The organism is Actinosynnema sp. NPDC050801, from assembly GCF_040673975.1.
Taxonomy (GTDB): domain Bacteria; phylum Actinomycetota; class Actinomycetes; order Mycobacteriales; family Pseudonocardiaceae; genus Actinosynnema.
The window spans coordinates 193,027-211,321 of record NZ_JBFAQZ010000011.1 but is presented as its reverse complement, the minus strand read 5'-3'; the positions used below and the strand labels follow the sequence as shown (position 1 = coordinate 211,321).

Genomic DNA, 18,295 nt, shown 5'->3' with positions numbered 1-18,295 from the left:
GTGGTACCTGATCACGGGCCGTGGAGACGACTCGGGGCGGTGCGTCGGACGCACCGCCCCGAGGTACTGTGCTCTGGCGTCAGCGCACCTGGTTGCGACTGTGGCGGGCCAGGGCGAAGACGCCCCCCGCGGTGGCGAGCATGGCCAGGGCGGAGGCGGTGAATACGACGATGTCGGTGGTCATGCGATTTACCCCTTGCGTTGATCTCCCACTCGTCTTGACGTCCGGGTACCCGGTTTCGTGGCCCGACAGTCGTGTAATTCACACGATCGTGGAGGTAGGGCAGTGAGTTCGCGCGCACTTGAAGGGCGAGTGCTCGCCTTCGCACCGTGGATCCTGGGCTTGTCCCTGCTGGGACACCTGGCCATGGTGGCGTTCCAGACGAAGATGACCATGGTGGACCTGATGGTCTACCGGAACGCCTCACCGGAGCTGTTCACCGGCCTGCTCTACGACTGGCGCCTCAAGGAGTTCTCCGACCAGTTCGCCCTGCCGTTCACGTACCCGCCGTTCTCCGCGCTGGTCTTCGTGCCGTTGTCGTGGATCTCCTGGGGCGCGGCCCGGTGGTTCTGGCAGCTGGTCAGCCTCGCCTGCCTGTGGTTCACCACCCGCAAGTCGCTCCAGCTCGTCGGCGCCAACGACCCGCGCCGCGCGATGCTGTGGACCGGCCTGTTCGTGTGGGTCGAACCGGTGCGCACCACGCTGAACTACGGCCAGATCAACCTGGTCCTGGCGGCCCTCCTGCTCGGCACGATGGTCAGCGCGCGCGGCTGGGTGCAGGGCGCGGGCGTCGGGATCGCGGCCGGGTTGAAGCTCACGCCCGCCATCTCCGGCCTCTACTTCCTGGTCACCCGTCGCTACCGGGCGGCCGCGTGGTCGATCGCGGCGTTCTTCGGCACGGTCGGGCTCGGCTACCTGATCTCGCCGAGCCAGTCGAACGAGTACTGGTTCCACCTGCTCGGGGACGCCTCCCGCGTCGGCCCGGTCGGCTCGGCGATCAACCAGTCGCTGCGCGGCGCGCTGTCCCGCTCGGTCGGGTACGACATCGAGACCGGCCCGATCTTCCTGGGCGCGGTGGTGGTGGCGGCGGTGCTCGCCGGGTTCGCCCTGCACGCCGCGGTGAGGGCGAAGGACACGTTGGCGATGATCGTGTCCGTCCAGTTCCTCGGCCTGCTCGTGTCGCCGATCTCGTGGAGCCACCACTGGGTGTGGGCGGTGCCCGCCCTGATGTGGCTGGTCCACGCGGCCGGGCACCGGCTGGCGAAGATCACCGCGGTCGCGTGGGTCCTGGCCGTCGGCAGCTACCTGATCTCGTTCCTGCTCAAGGCGCAGCCGTCGATCTGGATCATCCCCCGCCCCTGGTACTACTCGGCGCTGGGCTGGGTGTACCCGGCGGTGGGCCTGCTCACGCTCGTCACGATCGCCGTGGTGCTGCGGGAGCGGACCCGGCGGTCACAGGAAGACGTCGAGCACCCCGTCGATCTCCTCCGCGAGTGACACGTCCAGGGCGGTGATCCCGCCGCTGGAGTGCGTGGCGCACCGGAACGTCAGCGTGCGCCAGCGGATGTCGATGTCGGGGTGGTGGTTGTCGTTCTCCGCGATCTCGGCCACCCGGTTCACCACCTGGAGCGCCTGGGCGAAGCTCTCCAGCTCCACCGTGCGCACGAGCGCGGCGTCCTGCGCCCGCCACGAGGGCAGCGAGGTCAGCGAGGCGGTCACCTGGTCGTCGGTCAGCAGCTCGGCCATGGCCCTGATCGTCCCACCGCGCGGGGTAGGCTGCGCGTTCGCCACGGGAGTCCGGTGCTGCGCCGGGCTGAGAGGAAGGCGCGCGAGCCTTCGACCGTCCACACCTGATCCGGGTCATGCCGGTGTAGGGAGAGATGATGTTCCGACGAGTGCTGCCCGCCGTGACCGCGTTCGCGCTGCTCACGGCCTGTTCGGTGACCACGTCCAGCACACCTCCGCCGGGGGAGCGGGTCGTCACCCTGGTGACGCACGACTCGTTCGCCGTCAGCCCGGAGCTGCTGGAGAAGTTCAAGACCGACACCGGCATCACGATCAAGCACCTGGCCAGCGGTGACGCCGGTGAGGTCACCAACAAGCTGGTGCTGACCAAGGAGGCCCCGATCGGCGACGTCGCCTTCGGCGTGGACTCCACGTTCGCCTCCCGCGCCCTCAAGGAAGGTGTGTTCGCCGAGTACGCGAGCCCCGAGGCGCAGAAGGGCGCGCAGCGCTACCAGCTCGACCCGCCGAACCGGCTGCACGCGGTCGACGTCGGCGACGTGTGCCTGAACATCGACGTCGCCGCGTTCAAGGACATCGGCGCGCCGGAGCAGTACTCCGACCTGGTCGACCCGAAGTACAAGGACATGCTGGTCGTCGAGGACCCGGCCACGTCCTCGCCGGGCCTGGCGTTCCTGCTCGGCACCATCGCGCGGTTCGGCGAGCAGAGCTGGACCGGCTACTGGGGTCAGCTCAAGGCCAACGGGGTGAAGGTCGTCAGCGGCTGGGAGGAGGCCTACACCCAGGACTTCTCCGGCTCCAGCGGCAAGGGGCCGCGGCCGATCGTGGTGTCCTACGCGTCGTCGCCGTCGGCCGAGATCGGTGACGACGGCACGCCGCGCACCAAGGCGCTGCTGGACACCTGCTACCGCCAGGTCGAGTACGCGGGCGTGCTGAACGGCGCGAAGAACCCCGAGGACGCCAAGAAGGTCGTGGACTTCCTGCTGGGCGAGCAGGTGCAGGCCGACGTGCCGGGCCAGATGTACGTCTACCCGTCGCGGGAGGGCGTCGCGCTGCCCGAGGCGTGGACGAAGGCCGCGCCGCAGCCCGCCACCGCGCGGTCGCTGCCCGCCGCCGAGGTCGACGCGAACCGCGAGCGGTGGGTGCAGCAGTGGCGCACGTTGGTCCAGGGCTGAGCCCGAGGCTGACCTGGTCGCTCGCCGCGCTGCTGCCCCTGGCGTTCCTCGGGGTGTTCTTCGCGTGGCCGGTGCTGGCGATCGTCGGGCTCGGCCTGGGCGAGGGCGGCGTGCTGCCGGTGCTGGCCCGCGCCGACACGTGGGACCTGGTCGGGTTCACCCTCGGCCAGGCCGCCGCGGCGACGGCGTTGGCGCTGGTCACGGGCATGCCGATGGCGTTCCTGCTGGCCCGCTGCCGGGTGTGGGGCACGGGGGTGGTGCGGGCGGCGGTGATGGTGCCGTTCGTGCTGCCGACCGTGGTCGTGGGCCTGGCGTTCCGGGCGTTGTGGCCCGACGGCGGTGTGCTGCCGATCGTGCTGGCCAACGCGTTCTTCAACGTCGCCGTGGTCGCCCGCACGGTCGGCGGCCTGTGGGCGCGGGTCGACCGGCGCGCGGAGGACGCGGCACGGGCGCTGGGCGCGTCACGCGTGCGCACGTTCACCTCCGTCGTGCTGCCGTCGTTGGCGCCGGCGATCGGGTCGGCGGCCTCGGTGGTGTTCCTGTTCTGCGCCACCAGCTTCGGCGTCGTGCTGGTGCTCGGCGGCGCGCGCCACCGCACGTTGGAGACCGAGATCTACCTGCGCACGGTGGAGCTGTTCGACCTGTCGGGCGCCGCCGCGCTGTCGTTGCTGCAGTTCGTCGCGGTGGTCGCGGTGCTGGTGATCGGCGGTCTGGCGCGTCGCAGGCGGGAGAAGGCCCTGTCGCTGCGGGTCGAGCCACCCCGTCGGCCCACCGGCGGCGAGTGGGGCGTGGTCGTGGCGGCGTGGCTGGTGGTGGCCGCGCTGCTCGCCCCGGTCGTGGGGTTGCTGCTCAGGTCGCTGGCCACCGACGACGGCTGGAGCCTCGCCGGGTACGCGGCGCTCGCGGGCACGGGGGAGCGCGGCACGCTGGCGGTCTCCGGGCTGGACGCGGCGGTGAACTCGGTGCGCACGGCCACCGACGCCACGCTGGTGGCGCTGCTGGTCGGCGTCGTGTCGGCGGTGGTGCTGGTGGGCCTGCGGCGGCACGGGTCGTGGTTCGCGGAAACGCTGGACACGGCGTTGATGCTGCCGCTGGGCGTGTCCGCGGTGACGCTCGGCTTCGGCTACCTGATCACGATGGACGCCCTGCCCGGTGACTTCCGCACGTCACCGCTGCTGGTGCCGTTGGCGCAGGCGCTGGTGGTGACGCCGCTGATCGTGCGGATCGTGCTGCCGGTGCTGCGGGCCGTGGACGAGCGGCTGCGGCAGGCGGCGGCGACGTTGGGCGCGAACCCGTGGCGGGTGTGGCGCGAGGTGGACCTGCCGCTGGCGTCGCGGTCGCTGCTGGCGGCGGCCGGGTTCGGGTTCGTGGTGGCGTTGGGCGAGTTCGGCGCGACCAGCTTCCTGGCCCGGCCGGACGCGCCGACGTTGCCGGTGGTGATCGCGCGGCTGATGTCGCGGCCGGGTGAGCTGAACAGCCAGATGGCCTACGCGGCGTGCGCGTTGCTGATGGTCGTGACCACGGTGGCGGTGCTGGTGATCGAGCGGTTGCGCGTGCCGAGCGGCGGGGAGTTCTGATGTCGTTGCGGGTCGACGGGGTGAGCGTGAGCTACGGCGGCGTGGCCGCGGTGTCCGGTGTGGACCTGTCGATCGCGGACGGCGAGGTGGTGGCGCTGCTCGGGCCGTCCGGGTGCGGCAAGTCGACGTTGCTGCGCGCGGTGGCCGGGTTGGAGCCGCCGGGCGCCGGGACCGTGTCGTGGGACGGCGTCGACCTGGCCGGGACGCCCGTGCACCGGCGTGGTTTCGGGCTGGTGTTCCAGGACGGTCAGCTGTTCCCGCACCGGGACGTGGCGGGCAACGTCGCGTTCGGCCTGCGGATGCGGGGGGTGGAGCGGGAGGCGCGGGAGAAGCGGGTGGCGTCGCTGCTGGAGCTCGTGGGCCTGGCCGGGTTCGGGCGGCGGCGGGTCACGTCGTTGTCCGGGGGCGAGCAGCAGCGGGTGGCGCTGGCCCGTGCGCTGGCGCCCCGGCCGAAGCTGCTGCTGCTCGACGAACCGCTGTCCGCGCTGGACCGGGCGTTGCGGGAGCAGCTGGCGGTGGACCTGGCGCGGCTGCTGCGGGAGACGGGCGCCACGGCGCTGGTGGTGACGCACGACCACGACGAGGCGTTCACGGTGGCCGACCGGGTGGCGGTGATGCGCGCGGGTCGGATCGTGCAGGTCGGCGTGCCGACCGAGGTGTGGCGGCGGCCGGTCGACGTGGAGACCGCGAGGTTCCTCGGCTGCGGCAAGGTCCTGTCCGCCGACGTGGCCCGGGACCTGGTGGGCGTCCACGCGCGGGTCGGTTTGCGGGCGACGGCGTTGCGCGTCGACCCGGACGGCCCGATCGGGGCGGAGGTGCTGCAACGCGTCCACCGCCGTGACCACGTCCGGCTGCTGGTGCGGCTGGACGGCGAGGACTTCGAGGCCGTGGCGCCGGTGGCCGAGCCCCCGTCGCCCGGTGACCGGGTCACGCTGTCCGTGGACCACGACGGGGTGGCGGTCATCGGTTGAGCCCGGTGGCCCAGCCCCGTGGCTCAACCCAAGAATCGGCCCAGGAGCTTGCCGACCACGAAACCGGCGGCCTCGCCGAGGCCTTCCACGACCGAGGCCATGAACCCTCGGAAGCTGGTCTCGGTCCGCTTGGCGAAGAGGTTGTTGGCCTTGGCGCTGCCCTCAAGGATGTCGAGCAGCCGTCGGCACGTGTCGACGAGCCGGTCGATGGCCAGGTGGACGTCGCCGGCCGAGAACGCGTGACCGCACGAGCAGTGGAACGTGGATGACATGATGTCCCACGGCTCATCGCAGGAACCGCACTTGACCATTCGCGAGCGCGGTTCGACTTCCACGTCGCCGGCACAGCCCTGATGACGTGAAGTTTCCCAGGACGAGCCGCACGATGGGCATTCGGGAAAGGGCAGCGGCAGGTAGGTGCGTGCGGTCGTCACGGCCGCAGCCGATTTGCCTTGGCCCGTTCGATACCGTTCTGCCACCCCTTGTTCACCGCATACCGCATGTCGCGGATGAATTCGTCGATGTTCTTCACCGTGTAGCCGAGCATCTCCGCGATCGACTGGAGGGCCACGGAACAGAACTTGCGGAACGAGACCTCGTCGGCGGCGAGCCGCCGCGTGTCGCTGGCGCTCATCTTCCCCATGAAGGAGTGAAGTCGGTCGGCGATCACGTCCCACTCGGCGTCGCCCGGTGAGATGTCGTGGCTCACGGCGCCCGCCGCCCGTCATCGGCGTGCCGGCGGTTCGACTTGATCCACTCGAGCAGGCGCGGGTCGACCAGGTCCGTGAAGTCGGCGACGTCTGCGACCCGGCCCAGCAACCACGCCCGGTTCTCCGGCGCGTGCGCGCCGACCTTCTCCATCAGCAACTCTAGGTTGTACCGGCGGGTCGCCGAGTAGCAGACCACGCTGTCCTGCGCCCGCGGCACCTCGGCACCGAGGGCTTCTTCGAGGAACCTCGTGTAGAGGTGGATCGTCTCCTCCTGCTCCGGGCTCGGGATATTGGCCTGCTTGAGCCATGCCGTCTCGCCCGGGTGGACCCGGTCGATCTTGTTCGCGGCGAATACGATTTTGTCGATCAGGCTGGCGCCTCCCATCCGGCGCAACCGGCGCAACGCCACCTCGATGGGCGAGATGGTCCGACTGGGCGCGTCGACGACCCAGATCGCGACGTCGACCTTGGGCAGGGTGTCGAAGTAGGTGTCGTAGTGCCGCTCGTCGGCCGCGAGGTTCTCGCCGAGGCCCGGCATGTCGTAGACGATCATGCTGCCCCGCCGGCCGGTGTACTCGAACAGGTCACCCTCGAGCGGCTGCGCGAACTGCGTGCACGGCCGGTAGTGGCCCACGGCGGCGCCGGCGTTGAACAGCGCGTTGATGGTGGACGATTTGCCGACCCCGGCGAGGCCGATCAAGGCGATCGTCGGTAACGGCGCCTCGTCCATCTTCTGCTGCAAGGAGCTCTCCGTGTTCGCCCACTGCTCGTCAGTCACCTGCGGGTTGCCGACGCGTAGCAGTTCCATGGCTTTTTTGAGTTGCTTCTTCGGGTCGAACATCGATCGCTGCCCCACTTCAACCGGTCGGCGCGTCTTGTCGGAAATGGCAAGCGCGCAATGCGCTTTTGTTTTGTCTGCTCGCCCCTGTGTCGTGGAGTGCGACGACCGTGTTACAAACCGTTCGGAGCCTTTCCGCAAAAGCAGGGGTCCCCTGGGCGGGGACCCCTGCGGAGCGTCGTCGGGAAGGCTCAGCTGGAGCCGGAGATCTTCCAGTAGCCGACGGTGGGCAGGGTGTCCGGTCCGACCGGGCCCCTACCCCAGAAGTAGTCGTCGAAGTTCGCGATCCACGAGCTGCCGATCGGCCCCATGGTCGCCCACCGCACCCACGACGGCTGGGTGTCGATCGACGCCTGGGCCCACGCCACGCGCACCTTCATCGGCCGCAGGAAGTTCAGGAACGGCCTGCGCAGCAGGTAGTTGCCGTACCGGGAACCGAACCCGCTGCTCTGCACCACCCCGGTCTCGAAGCTGTTGATCTGGTGCAGCCCCCGGAACGCCGGGCCCCACCGCTGCCACCACATCTGGCCGCTCGCCGCGTTCTGCAGCAGGTTCGGCGTGTACAGGCTCATCCACTCGGCGTCCCGGTTGCCCCAGCGCGCCTCGGTGTTGCGCAGCGTGCTGTCCGTGACGGCACTGCACCCCGCGAACGACAACCCGAACGCGCCGCCCCGACCGTGGTAGTAGGTCATGTCGACGTCGTCGGCGTACACGTGGTCCTGCCCGCCCACGAACGCCGGGTCCTTGAAGTCCTGCTCCCACGAGTTCGGGCCGGTCCAGCTGAACTGCACCGGGATCCCCGCGTTGGTGAAACGGGTGTTGAAGCCGGTGATGTCGGTCGGCACGCCGGACAGGGACTGGCACGTCCCGGTGCCGGAGCTGCCGACGTCGATCCGCGTGGTCCACTGCGCGCCCACGTCGGCGGTCGCGGCGGCGCCCACGTCGGCGGTTGCGGCGGCACGCGCACGCGGCGGCACCGACGGGTCCGGCGCCGGGGTGGAGCTGCCCTGCACGGCGGGCAGGTAGAACACCGGCGACGACTCGCCCGGGTCCACGCCCTGGCAGCGGAAGAACGGCTCCAGGTGCGTGATGCCCGCCCCGAGCAGACCGGACGGGTAGGCGTAGGTCACCGAGCCGAGCGGTGCCGGGCCCATGACCTCGACGCACTTCTGGTAGCCGTGGTCGAGCGGGAGGACCGGCTTGAGGCCGGCGGCGGTGGTGGTGCGGGCGGCGTAGGTGAGCTGCGTGACCGCGCCCGTGCCGTCCAGGGAGACCCGGATCTTCGAGCCGGGGCCCTCCAGCGCGACGCCGCCGAGCTGGAACGCGAACGACACCGTGGTGTCCAGCGGCGCGCTGACCACCGTGTTGCCGTTGGCGTCGGCGATGTCGAGCGTCGTGTGCGACGCGTTGGGCGTGGCCTCGGCGGGCAGCAGCCCGACGCCGCGCAGGGTCTCGGTGACGCGCTTGGTGGCGTCGGCGAGGGGAACGGCCCGCAGCCCGCGGATGGCGGTGAGGTCGAGCTGGGTCTGGCTGGTGGCCTGCCCGCTCTCGTCGGGCGTGCCCGTGCCGCGGTCGATGCCGGGCACGCGCAGGTGGCGGTCCTCGTCGGTGAACGTGACGACACCCTCGGCGGTGCGTTCGACGGTCTTGAGCCCGAACGCCCGTTGCAGGGTCGCGGCCTGCTCCTGGGTCAACCCCTCGGAGCGGACGGCGTACACGGGTAGCTCGTCCGCGGCGGCCGCGGTGCCTGTGGTGGCACCGGTGAGCGCCGCGGCGCCCAGCAAACCGGACAGGGCGAGCACCGTTGCTCCCCGTCGTCTGGTGGTGGACATGCGCTTCCTCCTTCTGCGCCGCGGGGCAGGGCCCGTGGCACGTGGGGAGGACTCGGGCGGACGGGCTTTGATACCGGACCTGCCGGACATCCACTCGATCGGAGCCAATCTTGTAACGGCGTTGCCGCACAAGGGATTCTTAGGCGGAGGAGTCTGCCTACGCAGTGCCCTGACCTGCGTCGCTCCACAGTGGACCGAACGGTCGGGTCGACGGTGACCGCACATCGGCGGTCGGCGCGGTTCGGGGGTCCGCAGGCGCCGCGCCGCGCGTCACGGGCGGAGGTCCAGGGCGTATTCCACGTCGCCGTGTTCGGCGCCCTCGATGTACTCCGGCCACTGCTCGTGGAACGTCCGCACGTGCTTCAGCCCGACCTTCTCCAGCACCCGCCGCGACCCGGTGTTCACCGCCATCGCGTACGCCACGACCCGGCGCAGCCCGGTCGCGGCGGCGTGCTCCACCAACGCCGACGCGCCCTCCGTGCCGTAACCGCGCCCCCAGAAGTCCGGGTGCAGCCGGTAACCCAACTCGGCCACGCCGTCGCCCGCCGGGCTCAGCTCGAACCAGCCGATGAACGCGCCCGACGCGTTCTCGTGCGCCGCCCACCAACCGCCGCCCAGCAGCTTCGGCAGCACGACCCGCTCCACGTCGGCCCGCGACACCGGCCTGCCGTCCTCGATGTACCGCATCACCCGCGGCTCGCCGAGCAACCACACCAGTGAGTCCACATCGGACTCGACGAACCCGCGCAGCACCAACCGGGCGGTGTTCAGCGGCGACGACATGGGCCGATTATCGGTCAACGAGCGTTCCGCAACCGCATGGGGGTGAACAGGACCGCGCCGGTTTGTCGGTGGCGGGTGCCACACTCGCGCCATGCCCGCGAGATCACTCGACCCGGCGGAACTCCGGCCGCACGTCGACCGCTTCACCGCACGCGTCGACCGCACCACGGGGTGCTGGCTCTGGTCGGGGTCACGACGCCACAGCGGCTACGGATCGATGCAGGTCAACGGTCGAGGCATCGGCGCGCACCGCTTCGCGTACACGGTCTGGCGAGGGGTGATCCCGGACGGGCTCGAACTGGACCACCTCTGCCGGGACCGGGCCTGCGTGAACCCCGAGCACCTGGAACCGGTGACCCGGGCGGAGAACCTCGCCCGGCGCGACGCCGCCAACCCCGGCGACTTCTCCAGCTGGGTGCCGCTGCTGGGGCGCATCGAGTCGCGGCTCGACACCGCGAAGGACGGGTGCCGGCTCTGGACGGGCGCCCTGGTCAGGGGCTACGGCGTCATCTCGGTCGACGGACGCACGCGGTACGTGCACCGCGAGCTCTGGCGGCTGACCAACGGTCCGATAGCGGACGGGATGACGCTCGACCACCTCTGCCGCAACCCCCGGTGCTGCCGTCCGGACCACCTGGAGGTGGTCACCCGTTCGGAGAACGCCCGCCGAGCGGTCATGTCCCGCTTCCCGAGTGGTCGAGCCCGGACGGGTGGCGCGAGGTCGGCAACGACCCGGAAGCGGCAGGGGCGGCGCACCTTCGACCCCCGGGCGACCGCGTGCCGTCGAGGGCACGACTACGCCGTCCACGGGCGGTACAAGAGCGGTGACTGCCGCGCCTGCTACCGACTTCGCGCGGGGTTGCCGTTGACCCCTTATGTACCGCCGCGGACGAACACGACCACGCACTGCGCGCAGGGCCACGAGTACGCCGAGGTCGGGCGTTACCCGTCCGGCGGCTGCAAGGCGTGCCAACGCCGGAAGGATGTCGCGCGCCTCAAGGGACCTCAGCCCGCGCGGCAGTTCTGCCCGGCCGGTCACGACGTCTCGGTCGTGGGTCGAAGTCCCGGCAACGGCGGGTGCCGCGAGTGTGCTCGCGAGTACGCCCGCAGGAAGTACGGTTACTCGAGAACGCGGGCGGACGTCGACGTCGCGTGCCGCAACGGTCATCCCCGCACCGCGGAGAACACCCGCGAGGTCAAGCGCAACCGCAACGGCAAGGCCTCCGTCGAGCGCATGTGCCTCGAATGCCGGTCCGCGGTCAACGCCCGCTACGAGCGGAAGGCGGCGACACGTCGCGACTAGCGACACACCGCCGCTCACCCCGCCTCCGCCGCCCCCCGGCCGAACCCCTCCGACCCTCCACCGGCGCGGGCTAGTTGTCCTTGGTGGCCAACCGCATGGCCGCCAACGACAGCCCGATCACCACGTAGCACCCGGCCAACGCCGTGCTGCGCCACAGCTCCTCGGTCGGCAACGGGTCGCGCATCACGTCGATCAGCCCGTTCCACGCCGACGTGATGAGGTACGGGTGCAGCCAGTCCAACGCGCTGAACACGCCCAGCACCGCGAACACGATCACACCGGCCATCGTCGCGGCCATCACCACCAGCGGGTGCTCGGTGCACGCCGAGATCGCCATCGCGATCGCCGCCACACCCCACACCTGCACGGTGACCAGCAGGATCGTCAGCACGATCCGCCCGAGCGCCGCGCCGAACGACAGCGTGGAACCCGACAGCGTGAGCATCCCCTCGCCGCCGAACAGCACCGCACCGGTGATGGCACCGACGAACGCGATCAACGTGACCGCCAGCAACGTCATCGTGGCCACGCCGAACGCCTTGATGCCCAGCAGCCGGAGCCGGCCCACCGGCGAGATCATCAACCCGCGCAACGTGCCGTGCTGCGCCTCGCCGGCCAGCCCGTCGGCCGCCCAGATCGCACCCACCAGCGGCAGCAGCAGGGGCAGCGCCAGGAACAGCGTGAACACCGGCAGCACCAGGCCGTTGCCCGCGATGATCGCGGCCAGCCCGGGCCCGGCGGGGCCGTCGCCGTCGGTGGCGAACCACAGCCCGATCCCGGCCAGGATCGGCACCAGGCACAGCGACGCGAGCCCGATCACCGTCCGCGGCCGGCGCACGATCCAGCGCAGCTCCGAGCGCAGTTGCCTGCCCAGCGGAGCACGCGTGGCGACCAGCGCGCTCATCGGACCCCCTCCTCGATCGTGTCCACCGCGGACAGGTTGTGCTCGGACTCCTCCGCCTCGGTGAGCCGGGCGAACAGCTCCTCCAGACCGGTGCGGTGCCGGCGTGCCTCGTGCACCGCGACCCCCGCGCGCACCAGCGTCTCCACCACCACGGGCGCGGTCGTGCCGATCAGCTCGATCCGCACGCCCTGCGCGGTCTCGTCGTCGGAGGTGCCCGCGGCCATCGGCCGCGCCGAGATCCGCCCGGCGCGCAACGCGTTGAGCGCGTCCTCCACGTCCGGCGTGACGACCAGCAGCGAACTGCTGTCCGCGTGCAGCAGCTCGGCCAGCTCACCCTGCGCGACCACGGTCCCGCGGTGCAGCACGGCCACGTGCGTGCACGTCGCCTCGATCTCGCTGAGCAGGTGCGACGACACGACGACCGTGCTGCCCGCCTCGTGCAGGTCCGCGATCACCTTGCGCACCTCGCGCGTGCCGGCCGGGTCGAGCCCGTTGGTCGGCTCGTCCAGCACGATCAGCTTCCGCTTCACCAGCAGCGCCGAGGCCAGCCCCAGCCGCTGCTTCATGCCCAGCGAGTACCCCCGGTACCGCCGGTGCGCGGCGGCGGCGAGGCCGACCCGCTCCAACGCGTCCTCCACCGCCTGCCGGATGTCACCGGTGGCGAGCAGCGGCTCGAACGCCGCCGCCCTCCGCAGGTTCTCCCGACCGGACAGGAACGGGTGGAACCCCGGACCCTCGACCAGCGCGCCCACGTGCGGCAGCGCCTGCGCGACGCCGTCGGGCAACGCCTTCCCCAGCAGCTCGACCTCCCCCTCGGTCGGCCGCACGAGCCCGAGCAGCATGCGGATCGTGGTGGTCTTGCCCGACCCGTTCGGGCCGAGCATCCCGAGCACCGCCCCCTGCGGCACGTCGAGGTCCACCCGGTCCACCGCGACCGTGCGCCCGTACACCTTGCGCAGTCCCCGCGTCCGGGCCGCGAGGACCGGGGTGGAGCCGGTGTGCACCGGCTCCACCCGCGCGCTGGTCGAGGTGGTCACTTGACCTGACCGATCGCGTCCACCAACACCTGCTCGGGCACCGCGCCCGCGGCGACCCGGCCGTCGTCGGCGATCAGCACGCCACCGACCCGCGTGGTGATGAGCGTGCCCGAGCCCCAGTCGCCGCTGACCTGCTTGCCCAGCTGCTTGAGCAGGCCCTGCACGTCGATCTCCTGACCCTCGCCGTGGTCCTGCCAGCGACCCTCGCGCCGACCCTGCTCCTGCGCCTCCGCGAGACCGGCCAGGGCGTTCTCGGGCATCCGCGCGGCCAGCACGACGTCCCAGCCCTCGCCGACGACCTGCGGGTTCGCCTCGGTGAACGCCTGCTCGGCGGCCGCCTTGTGCTCCGCCGACGGCGCACCGACCTCCGGCTCGGTCACCTTCGCCCCGGGAGGCGGGGTGAACGCGAACAGCGACGCGTCCTGCGGTCCGACGTGCAGGTCGGCGAACCCGACCTGCACGGCGGGCGCGTCCGTGCCGTTGGTCAGCACGGCCACCCGCAGCGGCACCCGCAGCTCCGAGTCGACCGCCACGCGCACCTCGCGCAGCACCGTCTTCTCGGTCGGCTTCGGCGTCAGCACCAGCTCGTACACCGGCCGGTTGGCCACCCGCGCGGTGCCGTCGACGGTGACGTCGCTGAACTCCTGGATCGCCGCCACCACCTGCCGCGACAGCGTCACCGGGTCCGTCGGCGCGGCCTTCGCCTCACCGCTGAGGTCCGGCTTGCCCTCCGCGAACGCACCGTGCGGCATCTTGGTGACGGTCTGCCCGGCCGAGTCCCACATCCACGCGGTCTCGCCGTCGTCCACGAACGTGCGCTCGGAGTCGCCGCCGGGCAGCTGCGCCCGCAGCTTGCCCTGGCCGTCGGTCCAGACCCGCAGCGAGCTCGCGCCGTCCGACAGCTGCGGCACACCGGCGATCGCCGGGATGCCCAGGTCGTTGTTCACCTCCACCGAACCGCCGAACGCGGTCGGCTTGGCGTTGAGCACGGACTCGACCAGCGCCTCGGCGGTCACGTCCGGCAGCACCGGTGCGGGCCCCGCGCCGGCGGGCATCGCGAGCAGCCCCAGTCCGGTCGCACCGGCGACCACGCCGACCGCCGCCGCCACGACCGTCACCCTTCTCCGGTTCATGTCCCCTCCTCCTACCGGGCAGCCCCTTGCGACCCGACAACCCAGACACTCCTCCGACCGCCCTGAGATCGTGCTGAGAGCTGCCGCGAGGCTGAGAGCGGACTGAGACTCCCGCGCCGATTGTCCTCTTCACGAGGCATGCTGTGGGCGTGAGACCTCGGGTGCTGGTGGTGGACGACGAGATCGGCGTGCGGCGGGCGTTGGAACGCGGCCTGTCCGCTGAGGGCATGGAGGTGGTCACCGCCGCGGACGGCCCCAACGCCCTGCGGGTCGCGTTGACCGGCGCGTTCGACGTGGTGCTGCTGGACATCATGCTGCCCGGCCTGTCCGGCTACCGGGTGCTGCAGCGGATGCGCGCCGAGGGCGTGCGGACACCCGTGCTGATGGTGTCGGCCAAGGACGGCGAGGTGGACCAGGCCGACGGCCTCGACCTCGGCGCCGACGGCTACCTGGTGAAACCGTTCTCGTTCGTGGTGCTGGTGGCGCAGGTGCGGGCGTTGCTGCGGCGCAACTCGGTCGACCTGGCGCGGCGCAGGCTCAAGCTCGGCGAGCTGGTGGTGGACCGCGCGATGCGCGAGGTGAGCTGGGCGGGCGAGCCGGTGTCGCTCTCGCCGCGCGAGTACGCGGTGCTCGACGTGCTGGCCAGCCGTGCCGGGTCGGTCGTGACCAAGGACGAGCTGCTGCGCTCGGTGTGGGGCGACGAGCAGGCGGCGACCCGCAACGCGGTCGAGGTGTACGTCGGCTACCTGCGGCGCAAGCTCGACGCGATGGGCGCGGGCGAGGTCGTGCGGACCGTGCGCGGGCACGGCTACCTGGCGTCCACGCCCGACCTCGACGCGGCGCTCGGTTCGGCGGGGACCAGGCGCAGGTGAACCCGCGCCGGTGGTGGCTGCGGCGGACCCTGCGGTTCCGGATCACCGTCGTGGCGACCGGCATGGCCCTGCTGTGCCTGCTCGCGTTCACCCTGCTGGCCCCGCAGCTCATCGGGTTCGTGCAGGTCAGCGCCGTGGACCGGGAGCTGGCCAAGGCGGAGAACGCGCGCGTGCTCGACACCGCGGGCAACCCGCTGGACGGCGGCCCGCGACCGGACCTCACCCCGGCCGAGATCCGCAGGCTCAAGGCGGGCGAACCCGTGCTGCGGATCGACGGCCCCAGCGCGCACCGGTGGATCGGACGGGTGGAGTTCGCGCCCGACGGCACGCCCCGGCTGCACGTCGCCGGCGACACGCTGGTCGGCTACCGCGAGGCCAACACGCTCGGCACGCGCTGGCTCGCGGTGGCCGCGGTACTGGTCGCGGGGCTGGTCGGGATAGCGACGTGGCTGGCCGTGCGGTCGTCGTTGCGGCCGGTGGAACGGATGCGGGTGGCCGCCGAGGAGCTGCCGCGCGGTCAACGCCTGCCCGTGCCGGCCGCGCGCGACGAGCTGCAAGCGCTTGCGGAGGCGTTGAACGCCCTGCTCGCGCGGCGCGACGAGGCCACCGAACGGCTGCGCCGGTTCACCGGTGACGCCGCGCACGAGCTGCGGTCGCCCGTGACGTCCGTGCGGGCGCAGGCCGAGGTCGCGGTGGCGCACCCCGACCCGGACTTCTCCATCGAGGTGCTGGAATCGGTGGTGGAGGAGTCCGAACGGCTGTCCGCGCTGGTCGACGCGTTGCTGCTGCTGGCCCGTGCGGACACCGGCGAGCTGCCCCGCGCCGAGCCCGTCGACCTCGTGCTCCAGGCGCAGGCGGCGGTGGACCGGCTGGGTGAGACCGAGCTGCTGGTGCGGCTCGCCGCGCCGATGAGCGCGTGCCTGATCTCCGCCGCGGGCACCGAGGTGGAGCTCGTGCTGGACAACCTGCTGCGCAACGCGGCCCGGCACGCCCGCACGTTCATCCGGATCTCGGTGCTGCCGGCCGTGCGCGAGGTGCGGTTGCTGGTGGACGACGACGGGCACGGCATCCCCGAGGAGCACCGGGAGAAGGTGTTCGACCGGTTCTACCGGGTCGAGTCCGACCGCGGGCGGGCCACCGGCGGCTTCGGCCTCGGGTTGGCGCTGGTGGCGCACCTGGTGCGGCGTCGGCGGGGGACGATCCGGGCGGGCGAGTCGCCCGAGGGCGGCGCCCGGCTGGAGGTGCGCTGGCCGCTGTACCGGTGAGGACGCCGGTGGCGGGCCGCGGCTCTGACAGGATGGGCGACCGTGCCCGAGTTGAGAACCACCACCCTGGTCGACGCGCCGCTGCGGACGGTCGCCGCCGCGTTGCTGGACGCCCGGCTGCTGGCACGCGCCGTGCGCGGCCTGGGCGTGCGGATCTCGGGTGGCGGGCCGGTGCTGTTCGTCGGGGCGACGCTCGCCGGGTCCGTGGGTCCGGTCAACGGGACGCTGGTCGTGACGCGGGCGGACACCACGGGCGTGTCCGCCGAGCTGGTCGGCGGGCCGTTGCCGCGGTTCACGCTGGTCACGGACCTGCTGCACACCGGTGGCGGCACGATGGTGGTCGACTCGGTGGAGTGGTCCAGCCCCGGCGGGCCGTTCGGGCGGCTGGCGGACGTCCTGGTGGGACGCGGGCTGGCCCTGAAGGTCTTGGAAGCGCGTGCCGCCGCCGTGTCCGCGCGCAGCATCGCCCTGCTGGACGCGCGCGCGGTGGTAGGTGCCGCCATCGTCCACAACGGCCTGCTGCTCGCCCAGCAACGCAGCTACCCGCCCGAGGCCGCGGGCAAGTGGGAGCTCCCGGGCGGCCGCGTGGAACCGGACGAGACGGACCACGCCGCCGTGATCCGCGAGTGCGCCGAGGAGCTGGGCGTCACCGTCGTCCCGGGCGCGCAAGTCGGCCCGGACGTCCCCCTGCGCCCCGACCTGATCCTCCGCGCCTACACCGCCACGCTCGCCTCGGGCACCCCGACCCCGACCGACCACCAGGCGATCCGCTGGCTGGCCTCGGCCGACCTGGACACCGTCGACTGGCTCCCCGCCGACCGCGTCCTCCTCCCCTCCCTCCACCCCCTCCTCTAACCCGCGAGTCGAACCTCCAGGTCCCGCGTGTCCTACGTTCAGGTCCCGCGTGTCCTACGTTCAGGACCCCCGAGTTCACCGTTCGGAACGGCGAACTCGGGGGTCCTGAAGGTTCGACTCGCGGGTCTTGGAGGTTCGACTCGCGGGGGTCAGCCCAGGCCGGACATGCGGAGGGCGGCGTCGAGGCGGTGGCCGCAGCGCTCACGGGAACGCTCGGCGCCGTGCGCACGTGCCCGGTCGAGCTCGGCGGGGTCGTTCAACAATCCCTGCGTCACCTCCCGCACGGACCGCAGCTCCTCGACCACGGCCTCTGCGGTGACCTCCTTCAACTCCGCGTAGTCGGTCAGCGAACCCGCCAGCTCGTGCGGGTCCTTGCCCGTGCACGCGGCCAGGATCTCCAGCAGGTTCGCCACGCCCGGCTGCGCCTCCGGCGCGTAGCGCACCTCGCCGAGGTCGTCGGTCACCGCTCGCCGGATCTTGCGGCGCACCAGGTCCGGCGGGTCCAGCACGAACACCGTGCCCGCCGCGTCCTTCGCGGTCTTGGCCATCTTCCGCGACGGATCGGCCAGGTCACGGACCCGCGACGCGGTCGGCGGCAGCACGGACCGGGGCATCACGAACACCTCGCCGTACGTGCCGTTGAACCGCCGCGCCAGCACCCGCGCCAGCTCGACGTGCTGCCGCTGGTCGTCACCGACCGGCACCTCGTGCGCGCCCTGCAGCAGGATGTCGGCCGCCATCAGCACCGGGTAGGTGAGCAGGCTCAACCTCACCGACGACCGGCCCGCCGACTTCTCCTTGAACTGGATCATCCGGGCGGCCTCGCCGTAGGTGCAGGTGCACTCCAGCACCCACGTCAACGCGCCGAGCTCGCGGACCAGGTCCGACTGCACGGCCACCGACCTCGGGTCGACGCCGGCGGCGATGAGCACCGCCAACTGCTCCCGGGTCAGCGAGCGCAGCCGTGACGGGTTGTGCGACGTCGTCATCGCGTGCAGGTCGCTGATGAAGTAGACGTCCTCTTCGGTGCCCTCGGCGGCCCACCGCCTGATGGCGCCGAGGTAGTTGCCCAGCTGGACGGGGCCGGACGGGGTGATCGCGGACAGCCTGATCATGGTGATCCCTTCGGGTGTGCCCGCTCGAAGTGACCCCGAACATGCCGAAGGCCGCCCCAGCGGGCGGCCTGCGTTCGTCTGACGCGCAGTTCTCAGGGCCGCCGGAAGGCGGACCACCAGAACGGGTAAAGAGTGCGCATAGCCGCGATTCTAGCGTGTTACGCCGGTGTGGCGGAGGTCT

Annotated in this window: 18 protein-coding genes and 1 riboswitch; of the genes, 8 read left to right on the top strand and 10 right to left on the bottom strand. The window is 71.8% G+C overall.

The annotated features are described in order from the left end of the window. Positions 1-313: 313 nt before the first annotated feature. Entirely contained in the window at positions 314-1,498 is a 1,185-nt protein-coding gene (locus tag AB0K14_RS24750) for a mannosyltransferase (RefSeq protein ID WP_360453569.1), read from the top strand. Here AB0K14_RS24750 and AB0K14_RS24745 read toward each other — a convergent pair. After that, positions 1,454-1,747: a 4a-hydroxytetrahydrobiopterin dehydratase gene (locus AB0K14_RS24745; RefSeq protein WP_360453572.1), complete on the bottom strand. Its 294-nt coding sequence runs from the start codon at positions 1,745-1,747 to the stop codon at positions 1,454-1,456. The genes AB0K14_RS24750 and AB0K14_RS24745 overlap by 45 nt on opposite strands. Positions 1,748-1,780: 33 nt before the next feature. Beyond that, positions 1,781-1,897: riboswitch (TPP riboswitch) on the top strand. On the opposite strand from AB0K14_RS24745, the gene AB0K14_RS24740 reads away from it, so the two are divergent. The 3 genes from AB0K14_RS24740 (at position 1,885) to AB0K14_RS24730 (ending at position 5,467) form a co-directional block, all read left to right on the top strand. Next, positions 1,885-2,919 carry a thiamine ABC transporter substrate-binding protein gene (locus AB0K14_RS24740; protein ID WP_360453829.1) on the top strand — a complete coding sequence of 345 codons (1,035 nt, stop codon included), beginning with the start codon at positions 1,885-1,887 and terminating at the stop codon, positions 2,917-2,919. (Overlaps the previous riboswitch by 13 nt.) A gap of 29 nt (positions 2,920-2,948) precedes the next feature. Next, a complete protein-coding gene (locus AB0K14_RS24735) occupies positions 2,949-4,496 on the top strand; it encodes an iron ABC transporter permease (protein WP_360453832.1) in 1,548 nt (515 codons plus the stop codon). Further along, on the top strand, positions 4,496-5,467 hold the full coding sequence (locus tag AB0K14_RS24730; protein WP_360453575.1) for an ABC transporter ATP-binding protein: 972 nt from the start codon (positions 4,496-4,498) through the stop codon (positions 5,465-5,467). Before AB0K14_RS24735 ends, AB0K14_RS24730 begins: the two co-directional genes overlap by 1 nt. A 23-nt stretch (positions 5,468-5,490) precedes the next feature. On the opposite strand, the gene AB0K14_RS24725 is transcribed toward AB0K14_RS24730, so the two are convergent. From AB0K14_RS24725 to AB0K14_RS24705, 5 genes are all read right to left on the bottom strand, one after another. Continuing rightward, positions 5,491-5,901 carry a hypothetical protein gene (locus AB0K14_RS24725; protein ID WP_360453578.1) on the bottom strand — a complete coding sequence of 137 codons (411 nt, stop codon included), beginning with the start codon at positions 5,899-5,901 and terminating at the stop codon, positions 5,491-5,493. Then, positions 5,898-6,176, bottom strand: a complete 279-nt coding sequence (locus AB0K14_RS24720) for a hypothetical protein (protein WP_360453581.1) — start codon at positions 6,174-6,176, stop codon at positions 5,898-5,900. The genes AB0K14_RS24725 and AB0K14_RS24720 overlap by 4 nt, the downstream gene beginning before the upstream one ends. Next, positions 6,173-7,018, bottom strand: a complete 846-nt coding sequence (locus AB0K14_RS24715) for a GTPase (protein ID WP_364338807.1) — start codon at positions 7,016-7,018, stop codon at positions 6,173-6,175. Before AB0K14_RS24715 ends, AB0K14_RS24720 begins: the two co-directional genes overlap by 4 nt. Positions 7,019-7,206: 188 nt before the next feature. Then, entirely contained in the window at positions 7,207-8,847 is a 1,641-nt protein-coding gene (locus AB0K14_RS24710) for a DUF6345 domain-containing protein (RefSeq protein WP_360453586.1), read from the bottom strand. A gap of 270 nt (positions 8,848-9,117) precedes the next feature. Then, a complete protein-coding gene (locus AB0K14_RS24705) occupies positions 9,118-9,630 on the bottom strand; it encodes a GNAT family N-acetyltransferase (protein WP_360453589.1) in 513 nt (170 codons plus the stop codon). 91 nt (positions 9,631-9,721) lie between these two features. Between AB0K14_RS24705 and AB0K14_RS24700 the strand changes: the two genes are divergently transcribed. Beyond that, positions 9,722-10,933 (top strand): HNH endonuclease signature motif containing protein, encoded by a 1,212-nt coding sequence (locus tag AB0K14_RS24700; protein WP_360453592.1) that lies wholly within the window; start codon positions 9,722-9,724, stop codon positions 10,931-10,933. 70 nt (positions 10,934-11,003) lie between these two features. Here AB0K14_RS24700 and AB0K14_RS24695 read toward each other — a convergent pair whose 3' ends face one another. Genes AB0K14_RS24695 through AB0K14_RS24685 form a run of 3 tightly spaced genes read right to left on the bottom strand, consistent with a single transcriptional unit; the run spans position 11,004 to position 14,007 of the window. Then, positions 11,004-11,837, bottom strand: coding sequence for an ABC transporter permease (locus tag AB0K14_RS24695; protein ID WP_360453595.1), 834 nt, complete (start codon positions 11,835-11,837; stop codon positions 11,004-11,006). Continuing rightward, a complete protein-coding gene (locus AB0K14_RS24690; RefSeq protein ID WP_360453598.1) occupies positions 11,834-12,874 on the bottom strand; it encodes an ABC transporter ATP-binding protein in 1,041 nt (346 codons plus the stop codon). The genes AB0K14_RS24695 and AB0K14_RS24690 overlap by 4 nt, the downstream gene beginning before the upstream one ends. Beyond that, a complete protein-coding gene (locus AB0K14_RS24685) occupies positions 12,871-14,007 on the bottom strand; it encodes a hypothetical protein (protein WP_360453601.1) in 1,137 nt (378 codons plus the stop codon). Before AB0K14_RS24685 ends, AB0K14_RS24690 begins: the two co-directional genes overlap by 4 nt. Before the next feature lie 149 nt (positions 14,008-14,156). On the opposite strand from AB0K14_RS24685, the gene AB0K14_RS24680 reads away from it, so the two are divergent. Genes AB0K14_RS24680 through AB0K14_RS24670 form a run of 3 tightly spaced genes read left to right on the top strand, consistent with a single transcriptional unit; the run spans position 14,157 to position 16,999 of the window. Then, positions 14,157-14,879 (top strand): response regulator transcription factor, encoded by a 723-nt coding sequence (locus tag AB0K14_RS24680; protein WP_360453604.1) that lies wholly within the window; start codon positions 14,157-14,159, stop codon positions 14,877-14,879. Beyond that, positions 14,876-16,144: an ATP-binding protein gene (locus AB0K14_RS24675; protein WP_360453607.1), complete on the top strand. Its 1,269-nt coding sequence runs from the start codon at positions 14,876-14,878 to the stop codon at positions 16,142-16,144. The genes AB0K14_RS24680 and AB0K14_RS24675 overlap by 4 nt, the downstream gene beginning before the upstream one ends. A gap of 42 nt (positions 16,145-16,186) precedes the next feature. Next, positions 16,187-16,999, top strand: coding sequence for an NUDIX domain-containing protein (locus AB0K14_RS24670; RefSeq protein ID WP_360453610.1), 813 nt, complete (start codon positions 16,187-16,189; stop codon positions 16,997-16,999). Between the two features lie 149 nt (positions 17,000-17,148). Here AB0K14_RS24670 and trpS read toward each other — a convergent pair whose 3' ends face one another. Beyond that, a complete protein-coding gene (trpS, locus tag AB0K14_RS24665) occupies positions 17,149-18,114 on the bottom strand; it encodes a tryptophan--tRNA ligase (RefSeq protein ID WP_360453613.1) in 966 nt (321 codons plus the stop codon). Positions 18,115-18,295: the final 181 nt, after the last annotated feature.